Source organism: Paracoccus aminophilus JCM 7686 (assembly GCF_000444995.1).
GTDB lineage: Bacteria > Pseudomonadota > Alphaproteobacteria > Rhodobacterales > Rhodobacteraceae > Paracoccus > Paracoccus aminophilus.
This window is the reverse complement of record NC_022041.1, coordinates 1,333,757-1,356,511: the sequence shown is the minus strand read 5'-3', so window position 1 is coordinate 1,356,511 and position 22,755 is coordinate 1,333,757. Positions and strand designations below refer to the sequence as shown.

Sequence of the window (22,755 nt, the reverse complement as noted above, 5' to 3'; positions counted from 1 at the left end):
GAACGAGCGCACCCGTTCACCATTCCGTTTCAGCTACACCCGCTGGTTCCACCGCAGGTGTTGCATTTCATGCAGGTTCCATTGCGCACCAGCGTGTAATTCCCGCATTCGCCGCAAGGATCGCCCTCATAGCCCTGCAGCTTGGCGCGCGCCCGCACGTCAAGGGCAATCGCGCTGGTGGCGGTCTCGCCAAACCCGCCTGTCGCGAGCCCCTCGGATGCCGCGCCCCCCGGTGAAAGCGCCGACACTCCGCCTTGCAGCACCATCAGCTCTTGCGGCACGCGCTTGCGCAAATAGCCGGTCGAGCTGATCTGGCGGAGCATATCAAGCGAGCGCGACCCGCTCTCCCCCACTGCCGCAACATTGGCACGCCCCTCGCTTTCGCCGCCGCCAAGCGTGTCGAAGCTCGCGCCTTCGGGTTTCACATGGGCGAGATCCGTTCGGTCGAGATAGCTCACCGCCAGCTCGCGGAAGACATAATCGAGGATCGAGGTCGCATTCTTGATCGAGTCATTGCCCTGCACCATCCCCGCCGGCTCGAACCGCGTGAAGGTGAAGGCCTCGACGAATTCCTCAAGCGGCACGCCATATTGCAGGCCGACCGAGACCGCGATGGCGAAATTGTTCATCATCGCCCGAAAGCCCGCGCCCTCCTTGTGCATGTCGATGAAGATCTCGCCAAGCGTGCCATCGTTATATTCGCCGGTGCGCAGATAGACCTTGTGCCCGCCGATCACCGCCTTCTGGGTATAGCCCTTGCGCCGCTGCGGCAGCCGCTCGCGGTGGCTGCGCACGATTTCCTTGACGATGATCTTCTCGACGATCTTTTCCGCCAGAACCGTGGCCTTCTCGACCGGCGAACCCTGCGTCAGCAGCTCTTCGGCCTCCTCGTCATCCTCGACCAATGCCGAGGCCAAGGGCTGGGAGAGTTTCGAGCCGTCGCGGTAAAGCGCATTGGCCTTGATCCCCAGCGACCAGCTCAGCTCATAGGCTGCGAGCGCCTCGGCGATCGTCGCATCATTGGGCATATTGATCGTCTTCGAGATCGCGCCCGAAATGAAGCTCTGCGCCGCCGCCATCATGCGGATATGGCTTTCGACCGACAAAAAGCGCGTCCCGGTCTTGCCACAAATATTGGCGCAATCGAAAATCGCGTAATCGGCGGGCTTGAGATGGGGCGCGCCCTCGAGCGTCATGGTTCCGCAAATATGGGCATTGGCCGCCTCGATCTGGGCCTTGGTGAAGCCAAGATGGCGCAGCAGATCAAAGCCCGGATCGGCGAGCTTTGCCGCAGGAATCCCCAGAGTTTCGCGGCAAAACGCCTCTCCAAGCGTCCATTGGTTGAAGACGAAGCGGATGTCGAAGGCCGCAGGCAGCGCCGCCTCGATCTTCTCGATCTCGCGCGGGCCGAAGCCATGTCCGACCAGCGCCGCGTGGTTAATGCCCGGACAATTGCCAAGGCTCGCATGGCCGACGGCAAAGGCGATGATCTCTTCGATCTCGGCCGAGCCATAGCCCAAAGTCTCCAGCGCCGCCGGAACCGAGCGGTTGATGATCTTGAAATAGCCCCCGCCCGCCAGCTTCTTGAACTTGACCAGCGCGAAATCAGGCTCGATCCCGGTGGTGTCGCAATCCATCACCAGCCCGATGGTGCCGGTCGGCGCGATCACCGAGACCTGCGCATTGCGGTAGCCATGCGCCTCGCCAAGCGCCAGCGCCTCATCCCAGGCCTCGCGCGCCAAGGCAACCAGCCGCTTGTCCGGGCAATTCGCGGCATCGAGCGCGACCGGCGCGACATTCACGCCGAGATAATCGCCCGTCCCCAAAGCCGCCGCGCGGTGATTGCGGATCACCCGCAGCATGTCCTCCGCATTGGTCTTGTAGCGCGGGAAGGGCCCGAGCTCCGCCGCCATCTCGGCCGAAGTCGCATAGCTGACCCCGGTCATGATCGCGCTCAAAGCCCCGCAGAGCGCCCGGCCCTCGTCGCTGTCATAACTCAGCCCCATGCTCATCAAGAGCCCACCGATATTGGCATAGCCAAGGCCGAGGGTGCGATAATCATAGCTGCGCTGCGCGATCTCCTTCGAGGGGAATTGCGCCATCAGCACCGCAATCTCCAGCGTCACCGTCCAGAGCCGCACGGCATGGACATAGGCATCGGCGTCAAAGGCTCCGGCGCGCCAGAAGCTCAGAAGGTTCATCGAGGCGAGATTGCAGGCGGTGTCATCGAGGAACATATATTCCGAGCAGGGGTTCGAGCCCCGGATCGCGCCACCCGCCGGACAGGTGTGCCAGGCGTTGATCGTGTCGTGAAACTGCACGCCCGGATCGGCGCAGGCCCAGGCGGCATGGCCAATCTGATCCCAGAGGTCGCGCGCCTTCACCCGCTTGGCGACCCCGCCATCTGTGCGCCGCAGCAAGGCCCAGTCACCATCCTCGCGCACGGCCGTCAGGAAAGCATCGGTCACTCGAACCGAATTGTTGGAATTCTGGCCCGAGACTGTGCGGTAAGCCTCTGAATCCCAGTCGGTATCATAGACCGGAAACTCAATAGACTCAAAGCCTTGACGCGCATATTGCAGAACCCGGTTGATATAGGTTTCCGGGATCATCGCCTTTTTCGCGCTGCGGATTGCCACGCGCAGCAAAGCATTCTCGCGCGGCTCCACCGCCAGTTCCGGCGCGCCAGTGAAATCGCGGATCGCGGCAAAGATCGCATTCAGCCGCTCTTCATGCGCCTTCGATCCCGCGACAAGGCTCGCGACCTTCTGCTCCTCGATCACCTTCCAATTGATGAAATCCTCGATATCGGGATGGTCGAGATCGCAGATCACCATCTTGGCCGCGCGCCGCGTGGTGCCGCCCGATTTGATCGCCCCCGCCGCACGATCACCGATGCGCAGAAAGCCCATCAGCCCCGAGGATTTTCCGCCCCCCGACAGCCGCTCGCCCTCGCCGCGCAGGTTCGAGAAATTCGTCCCCGTCCCCGAACCATATTTGAAAAGCCGCGCCTCACGGACCCAAAGATCCATGATCCCGCCCTCGTTCACCAGATCATCGCTGACCGATTGGATGAAGCAGGCATGGGGCTGGGGATGCTCATAGGCGCTGGTCGAGCGCAGCATTTCGCCGCTGCGGAAATCGACCCGGAAATGCCCCTGCGACGGCCCGTCGATCCCATAGGCCCAATGCAGCCCGGTGTTGAACCATTGCGGAGAGTTCGGCGCGCCCATCTGCCGGGCCAAAATGAACCGCATCTCATCAAGATAGGCGCGGGCGCTTTCTTCATCAGAAAAATACCCCCCCTTCCAGCCCCAATAGGCCCAGGTTCCGGCCAATCGGTCAAAGACCTGTCGGGCCGAGGTCTCGGCCCCGAAACGCGCGGGTTCGGGCAGATCGGCGAGGGCCGCCTCATCAGCGACCGAGCGCCAGAGAAACTCCGGCACATCCGGCTCGGACACGCGTTTGAGCCGGGCGGGCACGCCCGATCTGCGGAAATATTTCTGCGCGATCACATCCGAGGCGACCTGGCTCCAGCCCTCGGGCACCTCGACCGCGTCATTGCGAAAGACGATCTGGCCGTCCGGGTTGCGGATCTCGCTCGTGGTCGAGCCAAAGGCGATCTCGCCGTAAGCACCGCTTTCTGTCGTCGTGAAGCGCCGCGCGATCTGCATCCTCAATCTCCCCAGCCATGCAGCGAAAGGCGCCCTCCGCGAAAGGCGGCGGCGTCGCGATCTCCTCGCGCCCTCTCTCTGTCATGCAGTTGTTCACTGTCCCCGCGTCTGACCGGATCGAGCCTCCCTTGGGAGATCCACAAGATCTGGTAGCGCTACTTTATGGATCCACAAACTGACGTGGGAAAAACCCTGTTGCAACCAATTTTATCGTTTGACATCCCAGCGTCATGCTGCCCGTCAAAGCCGCCCGGAAGGGCTCTAAACCTTGGTTAACGTCTCATTAATCTTCGAACTTTTACCCGATTTGTGAGATTTCAGCGGGGTTTCTTTCGCGGCATTCACACGGTTTCCACAGAGTTATCCACAGACCGAATCCCGCAGATGTTCGCGCCACGTTCTCAGGAAAAAAATCGCTCATCCCCGTGTCGGGACAAGGATTTCGCGGTCGGTGACGATCAGATCCAAAGGCTCGTCGGTGGGCTCGGCTGGAATCAGCGCGAGCTCCTGCCCGGCGAAGGCGCAGGCGATAGCAATCACCGGCCCAGAGCGGCGCAACTCGGCCAGGGTGCGGTCATAAAAGCCGCCACCATAACCCAATCGATTGCCCTGCCGGTCAAAGCCCGCAAGCGGCACGATGACGACATCGGGGCGCATTTCGCTGAGCTCCGGCTTGGGGTGGCGCGTGCCGAAGCTGCCGGTGTCGAGCGTCTCTTCGGTGCCGTCCCATTCGCGAAAGAGCAAGGGCGTTGCCGGGGCCAGCACGACCGGCAAGCAAAGCGGGCCGTCATGGCCTTCAAGCGCCGGGCGCGGATCAGCCTCATCGCGAATGGGCCAATAGCCCGCGACCACCGCGCCGCGATGGGGCGCCAGCACCTTGCCAAGGTTGCGGGTCAGCGCGGCCGCATCTCCGCCAGCACGGCGGGCCTGCAAAGCCTGACGGCGCAATTCCTGTTTTAAATCAACGCTCACATCAAGATCCACGAAGCGAGACCGAGGAAGGCGAAAAAGCCCATGTCATCGGTCATGGTTGTCACAAAGGTCCCCGAAGCCAGCGCCGGATCAAGCCCGAGGCGGCTCAGGGACAGCGGCACCAGCACGCCCCCCATTGCCGCAACGATCTGATTGGCGATCATGGCCATGCCGAGAACCAGCCCGATCTGGAAGCTACCAAGCAGGAAGGTGCCAGCAAGACAGAGGATGGTCGCAAGGCCGATCCCGTTCAAGAGCCCCGCACCCAGTTCGCGGAAGACGACGCGCCGCGCATTGGCGCTGGTCAGCTCGCGCGTCGCCAGCGCCCGGACCGCGACGGCCAGCGATTGCGTCCCGGCAATCCCCCCGGTCGAGGCGACAATCGGCATCAGCGCCGCAAGAATGACCAGCGTGCTCAACGTGGCCTCGAAACGCGAGATCACCAAAGCGGAGATCGACGCGGTGAAGAGGTTGATGATGAGCCAAGGCAGGCGCTGGCGCGCGGTCTCGAAAGGCCCGTCCGAGACATGGCTTTCATCGCTCACCCGCGCCATGCGCAGGAAGTCCTCTTCATGCTCTTCATCAAGCACCGACATGGCGTCGTCGATGGTGATGACGCCCACGAGCCGGTCGCTGTCATCGACCACCGGCGCCGAGATCAGGTGATATTTGTTGAAAGCATAGGCGACATCGCCTTCGTCCTGACGCGCGGAAATCGTGCGGAAACTGTCCTCGGTGATTTCGCGAAGCGGCACCTGCGGGCGCGAGGACAGGATCTTGCCAAGCGTGACATAGCCGGTTGGATGCATCCGCGGATCGACCAGAATGACGTGATAGAACTGATCGGGCAGCCAGTCTTCGCTGCGCAGGAAGGCGATGGCGTCGCCCACGGTCCAATGTTCGGGCGCGGTCACGGTTTCCGATTGCATCAGACGCCCGGCCGAATGTTCGGGGTAATTCAGCGATTGCTCGACCGCCGCCCGGTCGGAATCGTCGAGCGCGGCCAGAACCGCCTGCTGCTCGGGCTCTTCGAGGTCTTCGATCAGGTCAACGACATCGTCGCTGTCCATTTCGCGCACCGCCTCGGCCAGCACCTCATGGGGCAAGGCATCGACGACCTCTTCGCGGATCGACTCGTCGATTTCAGAGAGAATCTCGCCGTCGATCTCACCGGAATAGAGGCCGAGAAAGGTCCGCCGCCGCGCGGGGTTCAGCTGTTCGATGAGATCGGCGACATCTGCCGCATGCAGCGGTTCGAGCAGCATATCCAGCGCCGCGCTGTCGCCGTCGTCGATCGCCTGGGTGATCTGGTCGATAACATCCTGTGACGGCTTGAACTCGTCGTCTTGAATGGGAGTGTCAGCCTCGCGGATGTTGCTCATCTGGGTCTTCCTGTCGCGCGGATGGGTCTGTCCTGCGGAAAGCATAATCGCCGCCCGCTGGCCCGGCAATTGGGCCGTCCTTCTCGGTTTTCTGGAGATCAGCTTCGGAGAAACTGAAGCGCTTCGGCGTGAAGCTCGGGCGTTGCCGCCGCAAGAATGCGACCGCCCTGATGGGCCGGACCGCCCTGCCAGTCGGTGACGATGCCGCCCGCGGCCTCGATGACCGCGATCGGCGCGCAAACGTCATAGGGCTGAAGCCCCGCCTCGATCACCAGATCGATCTGCCCTGCAGCCAGCAACGCATAGGCATAGCAATCAAGCCCGTAGCGCGTCAGCCGAACCTCTTTGGCAACGCGGCCAAAGGCCTCGCGCTCTTCCGGGCTGCCGACCTCGGGATAGGTCGACATCAGCGTTGCTTGTGCCAGAGCGACACCCTTGCGCACGCCAAGCGCGGTTTCGCCCCGAGGCCCGACCATGCGCGCCCGACCGAAACCGCCTTCGAACCGCTCACCGATATAGGGCTGGTCGATAATGCCGTAGCGCGGCCCGCTGTCGTCGCAAAGCGCGATCAGCACGCCCCAGCTTGGCGCCCCGGACATGAACGCCCGGGTGCCGTCAATGGGATCGAGCACCCAAGTCAGTCCAGAACTACCGGATTTCGGGCCATATTCCTCGCCGAGAATCGCGTCTTCGGGACGCAATTCATCCAGAAGCGCACGCATGGCACGCTCACTCGCCCGGTCCGCTTCGGTCACGGGATCAAAGCCCTGAAGGGATTTGTTATCCGGGCGAAGGGAGGGCGAGCGGAACAGGCCAAGCGTCTCGCGCCGCGCCGCATCTGCCAAACGATGCGCCGTAGCGATAATCTGTTCTGCGTCGGTCATGGCTGCCTCCGAAAGTTCCGGACGCGACAGCCATAAACTGCCTGACGCGGCAAGGAAAGTCAGGCGGCGTCGGAAAGAACGCGAGCAAGCTCAAAAATCTGGCGGCGCTGTGCTTCGGGCATGGCATAATAGGCCCGCACCAGCTGCAGTGCTTCTTTATCGGCGAGGATATCCCCCTCGACCTCGTCGCGGGTCCGCGCTTCGATCAAACCATCGAAGAAAAAGCTGACCGGTACGTCAACGGCTTGTGCAATATCCCAAAGGCGCGAAGCAGAAACCCGGTTCATACCGGTTTCGTATTTCTGGATCTGCTGGAACTTGATACCAACCTTCTCGGCAAGTTGCTGCTGGGTCATACCAATCATCCAGCGGCGGTGGCGGATACGCTTACCCACATGCAGGTCCACATTATGCTTCATTTCAGCACCTCACTCAAACAGTCTGCTCACGTCTCAACCCAAACGTTCGCAACGCAGGAAAGTTTCACCAAAAAAACGAAACTCGCCACTTCCATGGCGAAGATATACTCAATTTGTACAAGTGTTGCCGAGCTTGCCAAGAGCTTAACGTACATAACCCCCGAAAAAGTGGAGAAGTGATGCCCAAGAACTGGTCTGCGATGCGAATCGAAACGGCAGGAGCGCGGCCTGTCGCGGCTTCACTGCCTGCCCGCACCCCCGGCCCGAAGGAGGTGCTCGTCCAGATGAAGGCGGCGGCGCTCAACTTCGCCGATCTGTTGATGGCGGGTGGCAGCTATCAGGAAACCCCGCCCCTGCCCTTCGTGCCCGGCCTTGAGGGCGCGGGCGAGGTGATTGCGGCAGGCGAGGACGTGGATCTCGCCCCCGGCACGCGCGTCGCGATCTCGGCTCAGGGCACGATGGCCGAATATGGCATCTTCCGCGCCAGCGACTGCCTGCCGATCCCGGCGCGCCTCTCCTATGCCGCGGCCGCAGGCTTTCAGATCGCTTACGGCACCAGCCATCTCGCGCTGACCGCGCGGGCCGGACTTCGCGCAGGCGAGACCCTTGCGGTTCTGGGCGCGGCGGGCGGAGTCGGGCTGACGGCGGTCGAGATCGGCGCTGCGCTTGGCGCGCGCGTCATTGCGATCGCGCGCGGCGCGGACAAGCTTGAAGCGGCTGCGGCAGCCGGCGCCCATGAGCTGATCGACAGCGCGACCTGTCCCGATCTCAAGGCGGCGCTTCGTGCGCTTGGTGGCGTCGATGTCGTCTATGATCCGGTCGGGGATGCCCCCGGCGAGGCGGCTTTCGCGGCCTTGCGCCCCGGCGGGCGCTTTCTCGTCATCGGCTTTGCCGGAGGAAAGCCGCCGAAACTGCCGCTCAACCATGCGCTGGTCAAGAATATCGCGATTCATGGTTTTTACTGGGGCGGCTATCTCAAACTGGCGCCAGAGCTCTTACGCGACAGTATGACGCAGCTTTTCGATCTGGTGGAAAAGGGCCTGCTGCACCCCCACACCGGCGCCTCCTACCCGCTCGATCGGCTGCCCGAAGCCTATGATTTGCTGGAAAGTCGCAAATCCATCGGCAAGGTCATCGTCGAGATCTGAATTTCCCTGCCTGCTTCGGGCCTTCGCGCGCTTCGGCATTGAAATGAAGCCGCGAAATCCCGATATTTGAGCGGAACGGTGAGCCACCCCGGCGCACCGCGAATTCTGACCGGGGAGACATTTTATGTCAGACTACAACACCATCCGCACGGCCGGGTCCGCGACGCGTTCGGCTGCTGTGGACGAAGGCCTGCGCGCCTATATGAACAAGGTCTACGGTCTGATGGCCGTCGGGATGCTGGTTACCGCCGTCGCCGCTTGGGCGATGTCGCAGCTTGCCATCGCGCCCAATGGCACGCTGACCGAGTTCGGTCGGACGCTTTACCTGTCGCCGCTGAAGTGGGTCGTGATGTTCGCGCCCCTCTTGATGGTCTTTGCCTTTGGCGCCGCGCTGAACCGTCTCTCGGTGCAAGCCGCGACCGCCATGTTCTATGTTTTCGCCGCCATCATGGGCGTGTCGATCAGCTGGATCTTTGTGGCCTATACCTCGTTCTCGATCATCCAGACCTTCCTGGTCACCGCTATCGCCTTTGCTGGCCTGTCGCTTTACGGCTACACTACCAAGCGTGATCTGTCGGGCATGGGCACCTTCCTGATGATGGGCCTGATCGGCATCGTCATTGCCTCGATCGTGAACTTCTTCCTGAAATCGAGCGCGATGCAGTTCGCGATTTCGGCGCTCGGCGTTCTGATCTTCGCAGGCCTCACCGCCTTCGATACCCAGAACATCAAGAACACCTATCTGTCGATGGCGAATTCGGACCGTGACTTCCTCGGCAAAGCCGCGATCATGGGCGCGCTGCAGCTCTACCTCGACTTCCTGAACCTGTTCATGTTCCTGCTGCAGTTCATGGGCAACCGCGACTAAGGCCACCGGCCCCAAAGCTGACAACAAAAGGCCCTGCCAGAGCGATCTGGCAGGGCTTTTCGTTTCCGCTGTTCCGTCGCGGGTCAGGGCAGATCGTGGCGCAGACCGGCGGCCTTCATCAAGGGCAGGATCCGCTCGCCGAAATAGGCGAGATCCGGGGCGAAGTCGTAAAACGACAGCTGGAAGCCATCAACGCCCGCCGCGCGCAATTGCAACAGCCGCTCGACGATCTGTTCGGGCGTGCCGATCAGATAGACATTGCCGCCGACCTTGGCATAGGGGTCGGGCTTCTTGCCATGCTGTGACCACGCCTGCGCATCGCTGTCGAACTTCCCGCGCCCCATCGGCCCGTTCTGGCTGTGCTGCGCAAGGATCGCATCGGCATAGGCGTAAGCCTCGGCCTCGGTGTCACGGCTGATGATCAGGGGATTGAGCAGCGTCCGGATCTCGCGCCCCTGCGCCCGCGCCGCCGCCTTCACCCGCGCGGTATGGGCGGGCAAGGTTTCCAGCGCCGAGGCGATATCCGCCCCGCCCGGAGAGGCGATGAACATGATATCCGAATAGCGCGCCGCCAGTTCGATCCCCGGCGCCGAGCCGCTCGCATTCACCAGAATCGGCCGCCCATAGAGCGGCTTTGGCGTCACGAAGGCGTCCTTCATCTGCCAGCGCGCGCCGGAATAGGAATAATTCTCGGTCTCGGTCCACAGATGCTCGACGGTTTCCAGAAATTCGGCGGCAAGATCATAGCGGCGGTCATGCTCGATCCGCTCCCAGCCGAACATCTCATGCTCGACCGCCCGGTGGCCGGTCACCACATTGATCCCCCAGCGGCCTTTGCTGATATGGTCAAGCGTCGCGCCATATTTCGCGAGATGCAAAGGATGCCACGGCCCGTAGAGGACATGGATCGTCGAGATCAGGATGATCCGCTCGGTGACTGAACTGAGCGCCGCCGTCGCCATGAAGCTGTCGAGGGCTTGGCCGTTCAGTACCTCGCTATAGCCGCCCTTGGGCAGCCATTGGCTGAGCGCAAAAACAAGATCGAAGCCCTGCCGTTCGGCCTCGAGCACCAAGGCGCGGTTGTAGTCAAAGCTCCAATCCGTGCTGCGCGGCAGGGTCGAATCCGTCCAGCCGCCTGCCTGCACCGGCAGGAAGAGGCCCAGCAGGACCGGCTGGCGCAATGCGCGTGCGAGCGGACTTTTGGGGAAATCCGCAGGTGAGGGAAAATGCGGCCTCACCTCGGACGGGGCATATTGCAACGTCATCGCGCCCTCCTCAGCTCGTGAGCTCGATCTGCGCCAGATTGGCGTTCAGACCGGCGGAATCGACGGTATGGCCCACAAGCGCGCGGTTAGCGAAGGTGTGATAGCTTGGCGCGACCGTATAGATCGAGGGCACATCCTCTTGCAGCTGCGCCTGAATCAAGCGCCAGAGATCGCCGCGATGGGCCTGATCGGTGCTTTCCGAGGCCTCTTCCAGCCAGGCATCGACCTGCGGATTGCTGTAGCCCGAGCCGTTCGAGAAAGGCACGCCGCGCTTGAAGTTCTTCGACCAATAAAGCCGTTGCACCCCGACCGTCGGGTCAAAGAGGTTCGACATGCCGTTATAGGTGAACTGGAAATCGCGGTCGGTATAGATGCGCTTCACATAGGTCGCATAATCCTGATTGCGGATATCGACCTTGATGCCGATGCGATCGAGCGCCTGTTTGATGTAATCACCGCCACGCTTATAGAAATCGTCGAGCAGCATCGGATCGAGCGTCACGCGCAGCCGCTCGCCATTGGCATCGGCCGGATAGCCCGCCTCATCGAGCAGCTTGCCCGCCGCGTCCAGATCATAGGGATAGCTTTTCAGATCGGGGGCGAAGAAGTTTTTGAGGTTCGGGTTGACCGGCGTGTAGAGCGGCACGCCATAGCCGAAATGCGCAAGTTGGAGCACCTCGTCGCGGTTGATCGCATGGGCGACGGCGCGGCGCACGCGGATATCCTTGAAGACCGGATCCTCGAGGTTGAACTCCAGCCGGACGACGCCATTCTGGACCTCATAGCCGCGCGTTTCAAAGGCGAGGTTTGGCAAAGCGCGGTAACGCTCGACCTCGGACAAAGGCACCGGAGAGCTCGGCGCGGCATGGATCTCGCCGGTTTCCAGCGCGATCCCGCGCGCATTCGGATCGGTGATGAAGCGCACGATCAGCTGATCGGCCTTGGGCTCGCCGGGGTTCCAATAGTCAGGATTGCGCTCATAGGCGACATGGCTGCCCTTCGCCCATTCCTTGAAGCGGAAGGGCCCGGTCCCGATCGGCGCGCCCTGCGCGGGATTGGTCAGCGGATCGGTGCCGTCATAGATATGCTTGGGCACAATCGCGGTTTCCGTGGCCGACAAGGCGCCCAGCAGGAAAGGCGCAGGTTTTTTCAGATGCAGCCGGACATGAAGCGGATCGACCACCTCAATGCTCTCGAGGTTGAGGAACGTGTTGCGCCCGCGCGGGTGGACCTCCTTGATCGTCTTGATCGACCAGGCGACATCCTCGGCGGTGAAGGGCTGGCCGTCGTGCCATTTCACGCCCTCGCGCAAGGTGAAATCATAGGTCAGCCCGTCATCGCTGACGCTCCACGCGGTCGCGAGCTGCGGCACCGGCTTCAGGTCGAAATCATAGGCCAGAAGCCCCTCGGTCACCTTGGCCGAGACCGAGACAATCGGCCCCGCCGTATGGGCCAGCGCCGAAAGCGCGGGCGGTTCGGCCGAGATCGCGAGGATCACGGTCTTGTTGCTCGCCGCCCACAGCTTTTGCGGCAGCACCGATGCGGCCAGCGAACCGGCAGCCAAGGCGCTGGCCGAAAGCAGGAACTGGCGGCGCGAGGGGGTCGAGAGGGAATGGGTCATGTCGTGAGCTTTCAAGAGACGCGCCCGGCCTTAGCCATTGGCGACGACGGGGAATTTGCGAACCGCCGGATCGCTCGCGCGCGGCAGGAAGGTTTCAGGAAGCACACCGCGCGCGGCATAGGTGCCGATGTTGCGGTCGTGGAAAATGCGGGGATTGTGCGATGCCAGCGTACGCGCATTGCGCCAATGCCGGTCGAGCCCGTAGCCCTTCTTGGCCGCCGAAGCGCCAAGCGTGTCAAAGAGCACGGTCGCGGCCTCCAAGACCAGATCGGTGACGACGGTCACGGTCTGGCTGACATGCAATTCGCCGATTCCGCTTAAGGCATCGCGGCGGGCGGGATCGGTGGTGGTCAGGCTTTCGGCGTAAACCGCCTGCAAGCCGGTCGCGGCCTGCAGAACCGCCGCGCGGGTGACATAAGCAATCGAGGCGAGCCGTCCGAGCACCTGCAGCACCTGCGGATCATCGGCGCTGCGCTCGGTATTCGAACGGCCAAGATAGCTGCGCGTCCGGGCGGTCACGAGATCCGAGGTCTCTTGCGCAATCGTGCGCGCGATCCCGGCGAGCGTCGCGATATGGTAAAGCTGGAAGAAGCCGAGCGCATGGGGGAAGCGGTCCGGGAAGGGCCGCACCCATTCGGGCCTGACATGGACATTTTCGAAAATCGCCGTGCCCGAGGCCGAAAGCTGCTGTCCGAAACCGTCCCAATCATCGAGCACGGTGACGCCGGGCGCATCCGTCGGCACCATCATCGCCACGGTCTTGCCCTCGGGGGTCAGTGCGAAGGTGTTGAGATATTGCGCGTAAAGCCCGCCAGTCGTGTAATATTTCCGGCCATTGAGGAGATAGCCCGCGCCATCGGGGCGCAGCTCAGTCTCATAGCTGCGGTTGGTCGCGCCGCCGACTTCTGACGCGCCGCTGCCCGCAAGCTTGCCCGAGCCGAGCTCGGCGATGACGAAATCGCTCCATTCGCCATCTGGCTGGGTCACGACCTCTTCAATCGTGCCGGCCTGTGCGCGCAACGCATTGGCGAGGTTCGGATCCGCCGCGCCAAGCTCGATCACCACGGCGAAAAATTCGACCAGATCGAGCCCGAGCCCGCCCTGCGCCTCGGACAGACGCAGCCGGGTCAGGCCAAGGCGGTTCGCCTCGGCGATCTCGGGATGCAGCAGGCGGTGGCTGTCTTCGCGTAGAACCGCCTCGGCGCGGACCCTTTCGAGAAAGGGGCGGAAGGGGCCGGCAATCGCCTCATAGCGCGGGGTGGGCGGCAAAGCGTCGATGAAATGGGCCATATCTGCGTCCTTCGCTTACGACTTGCCGGGCGTGGCGAGCTTCAGATCGGCGAAATTGCCGGATTGGGCCTGCGCGCTGTTGAAAAGCCCGGTGACCTTGTCCGAGACGAGATAGAAGGTCGGCGGGTCCAGGAGGTCGATGACCGGAAGGTCCTTGCGGATGATCTCTTGGAACTGGCGGTAGAGTTCGACCCGTTTGGCCTGATCAGGCTCGTCGGCGGCAGCTTCGAGCAGGCGGTCAACCTCGGGGTTGCTGTAATGCGATGGGTTGACGAACGGCACGCCGGGACGGATCGACTTCGACCAGAAGACGCGCTGCACGCCCACCGCCGGATCGAAGTAATTGCCAAGGAAATCAATCGCGAAGTCAAAGTCACGGTCGGTATAGACGCGCTTGATATAGGCGGCCGGATCGTTCAGGCGCAGCGAAGCGTCAATGCCGATCTCGCGCAGGGATTGCTGGATGAAGCTGCCCAGGCGGGGATCGTGATAGCCGTTCAGCGCCAGCTCGATCTTGAAGCGGAACCCGTCGGGGCCGGGCTTATAGCCCGCCGCATCAAGGATCGCCTCGGCCTTTTTCGGGTCATAGTCAAACGGCCCCAGATCCGCGTCGTGATAGATCCCTTTCGAGGGGATGATCGGGGTCGGCGAGACGGTGCCCGCACCATAATAGACCGTGTCCAAAATGCGCGGCACGTCGATCGCATGCGAGACGGCCTCGCGGACGTGGATGTCGCGGGGAAGCTCGCGGTCGAGGTTGAAGGCAAGCTGCGCGTGAGAGCCATTATAGGCCTTGGGCAGCTCGATCACCTGAAAGCCCGGCTGATCCTTGAAGCGCTGCGCCTCGGCGGGATTGATCTCGCCAAAGGCGATTTCGCCGGTCTCGAAAGCCGCGCTGCGGCTGGCGGCATCGGTGATGAAGCGCCCGACCAGACGATCAACCTCCGGTTTGCCCTTGTCCCAATAATCGGGGTTTTTCTCGAAAATAATGTAATCACCACGCTGCCATTTGACGAAGCGATAGGGGCCGGTGCCGATCAGCTTGTCATCCGGCGGCGGCAGGCCGGGCTTCACATCGGCAAAGACATGTTCGGGCAGGATCGGCGATTCTGCCGAAGCCAGCGCCGACAGAAGGAAGGGCGTCGGCTTGGTCAGATGCAGGACGACCGTATGGGCATCGGGCGTCTCGATCCGCTCGACCGTGCTGAAGGTGACATTGCCGCGCGGGTGGTTGGCCTTGAGATAATTAATCGAGAAGGCGACATCCTGCGGCGTCAGCGGGGTGCCGTCATGGAACTTCACCCCCTCGCGCAGGGTGAAGCGATAGGTCAGGCCGTCGGGGCTGACATCCCAAACGGTCGCAAGCTGCGGCTTCGGCGTCAGATCGTCGTTGTAGCTCAGGAGCCCGTCAAAGACCTTGGTGCCCAAAAGCTGCGCCGTGCCCGAGGTCGTGTTCGCAGTCAGAATATCCGAGGCCTCGGCCGGAATGCCCCAGCTCAGGGTGATCGGCTCGGCCTGAACCGGCAGCGCGAGCAGCGCAGCCGTCGCCAGCGCCGCGAAAGAGAGCGGAAAAAGCTTCATGCGCTTTCCTTTTCGGTATGTGGGTGAAATTGACCTTTGGCCGCCGCGGCAAAGCGGTTTTCCGGCGGGGTCAGGCCGAGATGGCCGCGCAGGGTGCGGGCCTCGTAATCGTCGCGCACCAGACCACGGCGGCGGAGTTCGGGCAGAACCAGCTCGACGAAATCATCAAGCCCGGTTGGCGAGGGCGGCATGATATTGAAGCCGTCCGCGCCGCCTTGGGTGAAATAGGCTTCGAGCTCATCGGCAATCGACTGCGGCGTGCCCACGATCTGCCAATGCCCGCGCGCGCCTGCGATTTCGAGGTAAAGTTCGCGGATCGTCAGATTGCGCTCGCGTGCCTTTTGCAAAAGCAAAAGCGGGCGCGAGACATGGCCGCGACCCGAAACCTCGATCTGCGGCACCGGATCGCTGTCGCCGTAGGCAGAAAGATCAATCCCGCCGAGATGGATCGACAGATATTCCCGTCCAACCTCGGGCGAGACCAGATCCTGCAAGGTCTGGAATTTCTCGCGCGCTTCCTCTTCGCTGCGCCCGACGACCGGGAAGACGCCGGGCAGGATGCGGATGCTTTCGGGATCGCGACCATAGGCGCGCGCGCGGGTTTTCACATCGCCGTAGAACTCCTGCGCCTGCGCCAAAGTCGGCTGGGCGGTGAAGATCACCTCAGCCGAGCGCGCCGCCAGATCGCGACCGGCGTCAGACGAGCCCGCCTGCACCAGAACCGGCTGGCCCTGCGCCGAGCGCGGCACCGAAAGCGGGCCCTTCACGCGGAAGAATTCGCCCGCATGGCCAAGCGCATGAACCTTGCGCGCGTCGAGATATTGCCCGCTGGCGCGATCATCCAGAACCGCGCCCTCGTCGAACGTGTCCCAGAGCCCGCGCACCAGATCGGCGAATTCGGCGGCTTGGCGGTAGCGGTTGGCGTGGTTGTAATAGCCCTCGCCCGAGCCGAAATTCTCGCCCTCTAGCGTCGAGCCCGAGGTGACAAGGTTCCACCCCGCCCGCCCGCCCGAGATCTGATCGAGCGAGGCGAAATAGCGCGCGAGATTATAGGGGCTGTTGAAACTGGTCGAGACCGTCGCCACCAGCCCGATCGTCTCGGTCGCCGCCGCCAGCGCCGAGATCAGCGTCAGCGGCTCGAAATAGGTCGCACGGGTGGTGCGGCTGACATAGTCGAGATTGGCCGAAGGCACGGCGATCTGATCGGCCAGAAAGACCAGATCGAATTTCGCAGCCTCCGCCACGCGGGCCAGCCGGATATAGTTTCGCAGATTGATCCCGGCGTCGTGGCGCGCGTCGGGGTGGCGCCAGGCGGCGACATGGTGGCCGGAGGGATGAAGGAAGGCCCCAAGGGCGAGTTTGCGACGGGTCATGGTCCCTCTCAGGCGGCGAATTGGGGGAAAGCGGGCAAGTCCGGGCGACGAAGGCCCAGATGCTCGCGCAGGGTCGTGCCGGTGTAATCCTTGCGGAAGAGGCCACGGCGGCGCAGTTCGGGCAGCAAAAGCTCGGTGATCGGGCCAAGCGAGCGCTGCAGCGCGGGCGGCATGATGTTGAACCCATCCGCCGCTCCGTTTTTGAAATAATGCTCCAGCTCGCCCGCGATCTCCGAGGCCGTCCCGATCAGCTGCCAATGGCCGCGCGCCCCGGCGATATGCAGGTAAAGTTGGCGGATCGTCAGGTTTTCGCGCCGCGCCAGATCGACCAGCAACTTTTGGCGACCGATGGCATTGGTCGTCACCGGCAGATCGGGCAGCGGCCCGTCGAGATCGTAATCGCGCAGGTCGAGCCCGCCTGCGAAGGGCTGCAAAAGCTTCAACCCGACCTCAGGCGTCACAAGATCCTGCAACTCATCAAAGCTCGCCTGCGCCTCGGCCCGCGTGCGCCCGATGAAGGGCGAGACGCCGGGCAGGATCTTCAGATCCTCAGGCGCGCGACCGTAAGCCGCCAAGCGGCGCTTCACGTCCTGATAAAAGGCGAAAGCCTCGTCAAAGCTTTGATGCGCGGCGAAAACCACCTCGGCGGTGCGCGCGGCGGTGTCGCGCCCGGCCTCGGACGCCCCGGCCTGAATGATGACCGGATGGCCCTGCGCCGAGGGCGGCACCGACAGCGGGCCGCGCACCGCGAAATGCGCGCCCTTGTGGTTCAGCGGGTGCAGCGCCTCGGGGCGGAAGATCTGGCCGCCCGTCTTGTCGAGCGGGAAAGCATCCTCGCCCTCCCAGCTGTGCCACAGACCACGCACCACCTCTTCGAATTCATGCGCCCGATCATAGCGCACGCCATGTTCGGGATGAGCCTCGAGCGAGAAGTTCGGCCCGTCCTGCGCATTGGCCGAGGTGACAAGATTCCAGCCCGCGCGCCCGCCGCTGAGAAGATCGAGGGAGGCAAAGCGGCGGGCGAGGTTATAGGGCTCGTTATAGGTGGTCGAGGCGGTGGCGATCAGCCCGATCCGGTCGGTCGAGACCGCGAGCGCCGAGAGCAGCGTCAGCGGCTCCAGCCGGATCGAGCGCTCGTCGCGATCAATCGGCGAAATCCCGAAATCGCGCACCGAAGCGGAATCGGCAAAGAAGATCGCGTCGAATTTCGCGGCCTCAGCCTCGGCCGCAATCGCTTGATAATGCGGGAAAGACACCGCCGCGTTGGGCGGCGCTTCGGGCAGCCGCCAGGCGGCGATGTGATGGCCCGCGCCCAGCAGGAACAGGCCAAGGGACATTTCGGAACGGGAAGAACGGAACTGCGTCATTGCTCACCTCTAATCGTCTACAATGTTGATAGACGTTTAAGCATTTGTCGAGGGAGCGCCTCTTTCGAATTCATCGCCGCACAGAGCAGATCCTGCCCTCTCGCTGGAAGGTTCGAGAAGGGAATGATCGCGCGGCTAGATCCTTGCCGAGTCGCAGCAAGGCTGCTGTTCGCATCCGGGCTGGCAAACGGCGCGATTTTTTTCCCTATGGGTTGGATCGGGCCGGAAGCGACGGAACAAATGCCCTTGAGGCCTATCAATTCGCACCGCTCAGGTTGTCGGTGGTCGCGAATCATCGGCGAAGAATCGTTAAACTGCGATCAAAGACCACGCGCGAGCGCGACCATTAACCATCTTTAAAAGCTCAGAATTTGTCGTTCACCGGCGCGATGATCTGTCTTTTTTGTTAGGCGCGTGACCAAACCGCGACATCAACTCAAGGAAGAGCATCTTAATTAACGCGCCCAAGCGTAAGAAAAGCTTCGCGAATCTGCTACAATCAGGTGATGCGGCATCTTTGCACTACTGCGCAGCGAAAAATTCCACGAAAAATTTAAATCTTGTGGAACCCTGCAACTGACGGCAGTCTTTCCCTATCGGCACGTTGTCTGTGCCGCTGTCGTAGTGATGTTAAAGAGTTGATTTTGCCATGTTTTGGCATGAGGGATGCGCTGTGTTCAGCGACAGCCCTGCTCCCATACATCAGTCGGCGAACCGATAACCGCATCTGTTTTTTCGCGGTTTCTGATGTGTGGGTAACGATATGGCAGATACGCCCGTCTTCTCGATTGAGCGCATGATCTCTCTCGGCAAAATGCCGAATATGGATCCGGACAAATCAACCGAAGGACCCGATGCTGCGGTCGAGGTAACCGCCGGGAAAAGCTTCGGCTCGGCTGACCAGCCGCTGTTCCAAAATATGACCGCCGTCACGCTGAATGACACCAATGGCGACGGCTTCATTCCCTCGGGTGGCCCGGAAACGATCAGCTACACGACCGATGGGGTTTCCGCCGATTACACGGTGAACACCTCCTTTACGGTCTCGAATTGCGCGATCACGATTCAGCTTCCGGACGGCAATCTTTATACTGTGACGCAATCGCTGCATGTCATGCAGGATTCCGACGGCAATGTTTTTCTGCTGCCGCCGCCGGACAATGACAAAACCACGCAATGGGAGCTTGATGTCTATAAATACCCGATCGTCTCGGTCACCTTCTCGGACAATCCCGGGAATTACGACCCTTGCGAAACCGGGATCCACACCACGCCGCATTGCTTCCCCTGCTTTGCGCGCGGCACGCTGATAGAGACCGAATTCGGTTCCATGCCGGTCGAGGATCTGATCGAGGGCGTGCAGGTCTGGACCAAGGACAACGGGCTTCAGCCCATCCGCTGGATCGGCTCGCGTCACTTGGACAGCACCGTTTTGGCGCAAAATGAAGCGATCCGCCCGATCCGCATCCGCGCCGGTGCTCTTGGCGCGAACTCACCGACGCAGGATCTGCTGGTCTCGCCGCAACACCGCATTCTCGTGCGCTCGCGCATCGCACTCAAGATGTTCGGTGCCGAGGAAATCCTCGTGGCAGCCAAACAACTGCTGCAGATCGAGGGGATCGACATCGTCGAGGACCAGATCGAAGTCGAGTATTTCCACTTCCTCTTCGATCAGCACGAGATCGTCCTGTCGAATGGCGCGGAGACGGAATCGCTCTACACCGGCGACGAGGCTCTGAAGTCACTTGGCTCGGCGGCCTGCGAAGAGATCTTCCAGCTTTTCCCCGAGCTGCGTCATCGCACGCCGGGCGAGGTTGCGACCGGCGCGCGCCTGCTCGCCTCGGGTCGAATGGGCCGCAAACTTGCCGTGCGTCACGCGCAAAACGGCAAGGCCCTGGTTCAGTAAGGCAAGCCAAACCTGCCAAACCTGCCAAAGACCAGAAGGGCTGGGGCTTCCCCGGCCCTTTCTGATTCTGCGCTTTGGCGCGCGTCCAACCGGCCATGACGGCCTTTCCCTCAAGGCAAAGCCCTTCTGCAAGGCCTTGATCGCAACCAAGATCACACGATCCACAACCGGCCACCGGAAATTGATTGATTGGTCAATCAGAATAGTGCTCATTTGCGAAAGCGGTCTGGAGGAGGCCGCTTCAACGCAAAAACGGGAGGAGACCGACGTGATCAGAACCAATCTCAAGGGCGTATTGCTGTCCTGCACGGTCCTGGCGCTTTGCGCGACAGGGGCTCAGGCCGAGGAAGCCAAAACGCTCTGCGCGCAGGAAGCCTATGCCATGGGACTACGCTATCAACAGCAATCCGCCGAGGTCGATGCGATCCAGCGTCAGGCCTATGCGCTTGCCCGGATCCGGCTCGACGAGGCGCTCGCCGCCGCCAAGCCGGACGAAAAACTCGCCGTCATCACCGATCTCGACGAGACCGTCATCGACAACAGCGCCCTTCTCGTGCGCGACATGCAAGCTTGCCACGACTTCACCACCTGGGACACCTGGAAGCATTGGGAGCGTGATGGCGACCCGGCTTTGATCCCCGGCGCGCTTGAGTTCTTCAAATATGCCGATGAGAAAGGCGTCGCGATCTATTACATCTCGGATCGCTATGACGAGAACAAGCCGCAGACCCTCGCCACGCTGGAAAAGCTGGGTCTGCCCAAGGTCTCGAACGACACCGTCCTGCTGCTCGGCCCGCCCAAGCAAGAGCGTCGCGCCGCCGTGCAGAAGGATTACAAGGTCGTCCTGCAACTCGGCGACACCTTGCATGACTTCTCGGAGGATTTCGTGAGCAAGGTCCCGGTCGACAAGCAACGCGAGCTCGTGGCCGAACAGGCCGAGCATTTCGGGCGCGACTGGATCGTGCTGCCGAACTCGGCCTATGGCACTTGGCGCAAATCCGAACTGAAGGCCTGGGATGCGCCGATGCAGGTCGAGAAATAAGATCTGCCGGATTTCCCCGGCTGTGGTCGGGGAAGTCCTTTCATCGCCCTGCCCGGCGTGCCGCAACTCTGCCCGGGCAAACGGCAAATCGATCGACAAAGCCCGTCCGCCATGCGATGCAAAGGGCATAACGTGACCGCTGCGAGCCCTCCGATGACGTTACGGCCCCGCATTCTCTGCCTCGGCGCCATGCTCTGGGATGTGATCGGACGCAGCCCGGTGCGCCAAGAGCTGGGCGGCGATCATGCCGGTATCATCGTGCAGCGCCCGGGCGGAGTCGCCCTGAATGTCGCGCTGGCTTTGGCGAAAAACGGGCTCTCCCCCGCCATTCTCGGCGCGGTCGGGCGCGATTCCTCGGGCGATATGCTGGTGCGCGAGGCTGAGCGGCAGGGCGTCGTTTGCCGCTATCTGCACCGTGATTGCGATGGAACCGACATCTATATGGCGATCGAGGACAGCCTGAATCTCGTCGCCGCCGTCGCCGATGCCCGCGCGCTTGAAGCGGCGGGTGAGGCGATACTGGCTCCTTTGCGCGACGGGCGGCTCGGATCGGCCAAGGCGCCGTTCGAGGGCATGATCATCCTCGACAGCAATCCGCCCGCCGAAGTCCTCGCGGGCTTTGCCAGCGATCCCGCGCTTCAGGCGGCGGTGTTGCGGATCGTCCCGGCCAGCCCCTCGAAAGTGGCACGGCTGGACCCGCTGCTGACGCGGCCCCGGACGCTCTTTTATCTCAACCGCGCCGAGGCCGAGGCCATCGCCGGGCGCCCCGCCGCCTCCAGCGCCGAGGCCGCCGAGGCAGTGATTGCGCGCGGCGCCGAGCGGGTGATCGTGACCGACGGGCCCCATCCCGCCTCCGAGGCGATGCGCGCCGCGCCGACCCATTCAGCCACACCGCATCCGGTAGAGATCCGCCGACTGACCGGCGCAGGCGACTGGCTTTTGGCCGCCCATGTCAAAGCCGAAAGCGCCGGAGCGCCGCGCGATCTTGCTCTTGTCACCGCCACCGCAGCCGCGGCCGATTATGTTTCTGGAAAGGACCCGTCATGACCGACCTGCCCCTCAGCTATTCCAAGGAAGTCGCCGCGGCCAAAGCCGCAGGCCAGCCGATTGTCGCGCTGGAATCGACGATTATCACCCATGGCATGCCTTATCCGCAAAATCTTGAGGTTGCGCGGTCTGTCGAGGCAACGGTGCGCGCTGCGGGCGCAGTGCCCGCCACCATCGCCGTCATGGGCGGGCGCATCCATATCGGGCTTGAGACCGATCAGTTGGAGACGCTGGCCGAGACGCCTTCCGCCGAGGTGATGAAACTCTCGCGCGCCGATCTCGCCGCCTGCCTTGTCGCCAAGCGCACCGGCGCGACCACGGTGGCCGCGACGATGATCGCCGCCGCTCTGGCCGGGATCCGGGTCTTTGCGACGGGCGGCATTGGCGGCGTCCATCGCGGGGCGGAATTCAGCTTCGACATTTCCGCCGATCTGCAAGAGCTCGCTCTGACCCCGGTCACGGTGGTTTGCGCGGGTGCAAAGGCAATCCTCGATCTGGCAAAGACGCTGGAAGTCCTTGAAACCCTTGGCGTTCCGGTCATCGCCTACGGTCAGGACGCCCTGCCCGCCTTCTGGTCGCGCGATTCCGGGCTGAAGGCGCCCCTGCGCTTTGACGACCCGGCCCAAATCGCCGCCGCCGCCCGGATGCGGCGCGAGCTTGGTCTGGTTGGCGGCCAGCTCATCGTCAATCCGATCCCCGAAGCCGATGAGATCCCGCGCGCCACGATGGTCCCGGTGGTCGAGCAAGCCCTCGCCCAAGCCGAGACGCAAAAGATCGCGGCCAAAGCGGTCACCCCCTTCTTGCTCCAGCGCATTTTCGAGCTGACCAAGGGCCGCTCGCTTCAGGCCAATATTGCGCTTGTGTTGAACAATGCGCGGCTCGCCGCGGAAATTGCCAAGGCCGAGACCGCATAAGC

Annotated in this window: 17 protein-coding genes; 6 read left to right on the top strand and 11 right to left on the bottom strand. The window is 62.5% G+C overall.

Going from position 1 to position 22,755, the window contains the following annotated elements:
• Positions 1-29: 29 nt before the first annotated feature.
• The 5 genes from JCM7686_RS06755 to JCM7686_RS06735 all read right to left on the bottom strand — a co-directional run bounded on the left by JCM7686_RS06755 (position 30) and on the right by JCM7686_RS06735 (position 7,331).
• Entirely contained in the window at positions 30-3,674 is a 3,645-nt protein-coding gene (locus JCM7686_RS06755; RefSeq protein ID WP_020950107.1) for a vitamin B12-dependent ribonucleotide reductase, read from the bottom strand.
• A gap of 417 nt (positions 3,675-4,091) precedes the next feature.
• Positions 4,092-4,646 carry a 5-formyltetrahydrofolate cyclo-ligase gene (locus JCM7686_RS06750; protein WP_084621134.1) on the bottom strand — a complete coding sequence of 185 codons (555 nt, stop codon included), beginning with the start codon at positions 4,644-4,646 and terminating at the stop codon, positions 4,092-4,094.
• Entirely contained in the window at positions 4,643-6,028 is a 1,386-nt protein-coding gene (gene mgtE, locus JCM7686_RS06745) for a magnesium transporter (protein ID WP_041527188.1), read from the bottom strand. Before mgtE ends, JCM7686_RS06750 begins: the two co-directional genes overlap by 4 nt.
• A gap of 98 nt (positions 6,029-6,126) precedes the next feature.
• Positions 6,127-6,912: a histidinol-phosphatase gene (gene hisN, locus JCM7686_RS06740; protein ID WP_020950104.1), complete on the bottom strand. Its 786-nt coding sequence runs from the start codon at positions 6,910-6,912 to the stop codon at positions 6,127-6,129.
• 59 nt (positions 6,913-6,971) lie between these two features.
• Complete coding sequence (locus JCM7686_RS06735; RefSeq protein ID WP_020950103.1) at positions 6,972-7,331, bottom strand: helix-turn-helix domain-containing protein; 360 nt, start codon at positions 7,329-7,331, stop codon at positions 6,972-6,974.
• A gap of 179 nt (positions 7,332-7,510) precedes the next feature.
• Here JCM7686_RS06735 and JCM7686_RS06725 point away from each other — a divergent pair, with 179 nt between their 5' ends.
• A complete protein-coding gene (locus tag JCM7686_RS06725; RefSeq protein WP_020950102.1) occupies positions 7,511-8,479 on the top strand; it encodes an NADPH:quinone oxidoreductase family protein in 969 nt (322 codons plus the stop codon).
• Between the two features lie 124 nt (positions 8,480-8,603).
• The gene (locus JCM7686_RS06720) at positions 8,604-9,347 is read left to right on the top strand and encodes a Bax inhibitor-1/YccA family protein (RefSeq protein WP_020950101.1); all 744 of its coding nucleotides are present in this window, start codon (positions 8,604-8,606) and stop codon (positions 9,345-9,347) included.
• Between the two features lie 83 nt (positions 9,348-9,430).
• Here the strand turns inward: JCM7686_RS06720 and JCM7686_RS06715 are convergent, their stop codons facing one another.
• Genes JCM7686_RS06715 through JCM7686_RS06690 form a run of 6 tightly spaced genes read right to left on the bottom strand, consistent with a single transcriptional unit; the run spans position 9,431 to position 17,844 of the window.
• Positions 9,431-10,612 carry an LLM class flavin-dependent oxidoreductase gene (locus JCM7686_RS06715; protein ID WP_020950100.1) on the bottom strand — a complete coding sequence of 394 codons (1,182 nt, stop codon included), beginning with the start codon at positions 10,610-10,612 and terminating at the stop codon, positions 9,431-9,433.
• Between the two features lie 10 nt (positions 10,613-10,622).
• On the bottom strand, positions 10,623-12,233 hold the full coding sequence (locus JCM7686_RS06710) for an ABC transporter substrate-binding protein (RefSeq protein ID WP_020950099.1): 1,611 nt from the start codon (positions 12,231-12,233) through the stop codon (positions 10,623-10,625).
• 30 nt (positions 12,234-12,263) lie between these two features.
• Complete coding sequence (locus JCM7686_RS06705) at positions 12,264-13,523, bottom strand: acyl-CoA dehydrogenase family protein (protein WP_020950098.1); 1,260 nt, start codon at positions 13,521-13,523, stop codon at positions 12,264-12,266.
• Positions 13,524-13,538: 15 nt separating this feature from the next.
• Positions 13,539-15,104, bottom strand: coding sequence for an ABC transporter substrate-binding protein (locus JCM7686_RS06700; RefSeq protein WP_020950097.1), 1,566 nt, complete (start codon positions 15,102-15,104; stop codon positions 13,539-13,541).
• The gene (locus tag JCM7686_RS06695) at positions 15,101-16,477 is read right to left on the bottom strand and encodes an LLM class flavin-dependent oxidoreductase (RefSeq protein WP_020950096.1); all 1,377 of its coding nucleotides are present in this window, start codon (positions 16,475-16,477) and stop codon (positions 15,101-15,103) included. Before JCM7686_RS06695 ends, JCM7686_RS06700 begins: the two co-directional genes overlap by 4 nt.
• Before the next feature lie 8 nt (positions 16,478-16,485).
• A complete protein-coding gene (locus JCM7686_RS06690; protein WP_020950095.1) occupies positions 16,486-17,844 on the bottom strand; it encodes an LLM class flavin-dependent oxidoreductase in 1,359 nt (452 codons plus the stop codon).
• Between the two features lie 763 nt (positions 17,845-18,607).
• On the opposite strand from JCM7686_RS06690, the gene JCM7686_RS06685 reads away from it, so the two are divergent.
• The 4 genes from JCM7686_RS06685 to JCM7686_RS06670 all read left to right on the top strand — a co-directional run bounded on the left by JCM7686_RS06685 (position 18,608) and on the right by JCM7686_RS06670 (position 22,753).
• Positions 18,608-19,750, top strand: a complete 1,143-nt coding sequence (locus JCM7686_RS06685; RefSeq protein ID WP_020950094.1) for a Hint domain-containing protein — start codon at positions 18,608-18,610, stop codon at positions 19,748-19,750.
• A gap of 268 nt (positions 19,751-20,018) precedes the next feature.
• On the top strand, positions 20,019-20,792 hold the full coding sequence (locus JCM7686_RS06680; protein WP_051201627.1) for a 5'-nucleotidase, lipoprotein e(P4) family: 774 nt from the start codon (positions 20,019-20,021) through the stop codon (positions 20,790-20,792).
• Positions 20,793-20,945: 153 nt separating this feature from the next.
• A complete protein-coding gene (locus JCM7686_RS06675) occupies positions 20,946-21,839 on the top strand; it encodes a PfkB family carbohydrate kinase (RefSeq protein ID WP_041527186.1) in 894 nt (297 codons plus the stop codon).
• On the top strand, positions 21,836-22,753 hold the full coding sequence (locus JCM7686_RS06670) for a pseudouridine-5'-phosphate glycosidase (RefSeq protein WP_020950091.1): 918 nt from the start codon (positions 21,836-21,838) through the stop codon (positions 22,751-22,753). Before JCM7686_RS06675 ends, JCM7686_RS06670 begins: the two co-directional genes overlap by 4 nt.
• Positions 22,754-22,755: the final 2 nt, after the last annotated feature.